The following is a 1,569-nucleotide window of genomic DNA, read 5'->3' as shown; positions in this document are numbered from 1 at the left end:
ATCCTGACTTTTTTATTTATTTCATTAATCTAGTTCGAATCTTCTCATCTTGGAACAGGCGGGATTGGGTTGCATAAAACCACTTTTTCAACAGCCTGAGTTTTTCCGTCTATTTATCAGGATGGTTCATGCATTCAACATTTGCAGCCAAAAAGTGATGATTTATTTTTGCTGCTACCCCGCATTCACTATCCCCACCACATCAATGCTCATTTTTAAAGTTATCAAGCATTGCACGGACTTCATCTGTTGATTTCGTGTTCATCAATTGATGTCTTAATTCAGCAGCTCCAGGGAATCCCTTTACATAAATTTTGAAAAAGCGATGAAGGCCTGTGATGGAACGTGGCAAAACTTCCGCATATTGATCTTGAAGATCAAGCTGAAGTCTTAACAGATCAAGGTATTCTTCACTGCTATGCTCTTTGGGTTCTTTTTCAAAAGCAAAAGGATTTTTAAAAATACCTCGCCCGATCATAACGCCATCAATACCATATTGTTCAGCAAGTTGCAGCCCAATTTGACGGTCCGGAATATCTCCATTGATTGTTAGGAGCGTATTTGGTGAGATACGGTCACGTAATTTTTTGATCTCCGGAATGAGCTCCCAATGCGCAGCTACTTCGCTCATTTCCTTTCTTGTACGTAAATGAATGGAAAGATTCGCAATATCCTGTTTTAAAATATGCGATAGCCACTCCTCCCACTCACTTACCTCCTTATAGCCAAGTCGCGTTTTTACGCTAACAGGCAGTCCACCCGCTTTCGCTGCTTGAATCAGTTCTGCCGCAACGTCCGGACGCAGAATAAGTCCACTACCTTTCCCTCTTGATGCCACATTCGGTACTGGGCAGCCCATATTAATATCGATACCTTTAAATCCTAACTCTTTCATGCCTATACTCATTTGACGGAAATATTCAGGATTATCCCCCCAAATATGTGCCACCACGGGCTGTTCATCTTCTGTAAAAGTCAAACGGCCATGCACACTTTTCATGCCCTCTGGATGACAATAGCTATCCGAGTTTGTAAACTCTGTGAAAAATACATCCGGTCGCCCTGCTTCACTCACTATGTGACGAAACACAACGTCTGTCACATCTTCCATGGGTGCAAGTACAAAAAATGGCCGTGGTAAATCACGCCAAAAATTATCTATCATTTAAAACTCAAATCCTCTCAATATGAATACAATTTTAAGCTCAGCGTCGAAAAAATATAAAGCCAATATTACACTTATAACACGCTTCATAACTTATAATCAAATACAAAGACATTTATTATTTATGAAAATTGAGAATGATAATTTTAAGCGAAAATCGTACTGAATATTATTTTATAAACAAATAAGCAGTTGATTAGATTTATTCTTAAGTCCAAACGATTTAAAGAATAACGCTTCTCTATAAATTTTTCATAAAAAACGATAACGAACCATTAAGTCATTACCGTTTTTAGCATTTATTTCGTAAGCCCGAAATATAAAAATAGCGCACCTTCACGGTACGCATCATAAATAGCCATATATCATTGATTTTTTATCAGATATACGGCTATTTTATTTTC

Annotated in this window: 1 protein-coding gene; it reads right to left on the bottom strand. The window is 37.9% G+C overall.

Features of this window, described 5'->3' with window-relative positions:
• Nucleotides 1-202: 202 nt before the first annotated feature.
• Nucleotides 203-1,165, bottom strand: a complete 963-nt coding sequence (locus HHO41_RS21985; protein ID WP_169102734.1) for a tRNA dihydrouridine synthase — start codon at nt 1,163-1,165, stop codon at nt 203-205.
• Nucleotides 1,166-1,569 lie beyond the last annotated feature (404 nt).

The sequence above is a fragment of the Bacillus sp. DNRA2 genome (genome assembly GCF_012843265.1).
Lineage (GTDB): Bacteria > Bacillota > Bacilli > Bacillales > Cytobacillaceae > Bacillus_BU.
The sequence above is the reverse complement of the archived record's forward strand: the minus strand, read 5'-3'. Positions and strand labels throughout refer to the sequence as shown.

Coding starts and splice junctions, on each gene's coding strand:
- HHO41_RS21985 (WP_169102734.1), bottom strand. CDS start 1,165: ATGATAGATAATTTTTGGCGTGATTTACCACGGCCATTTTTTGTACTT.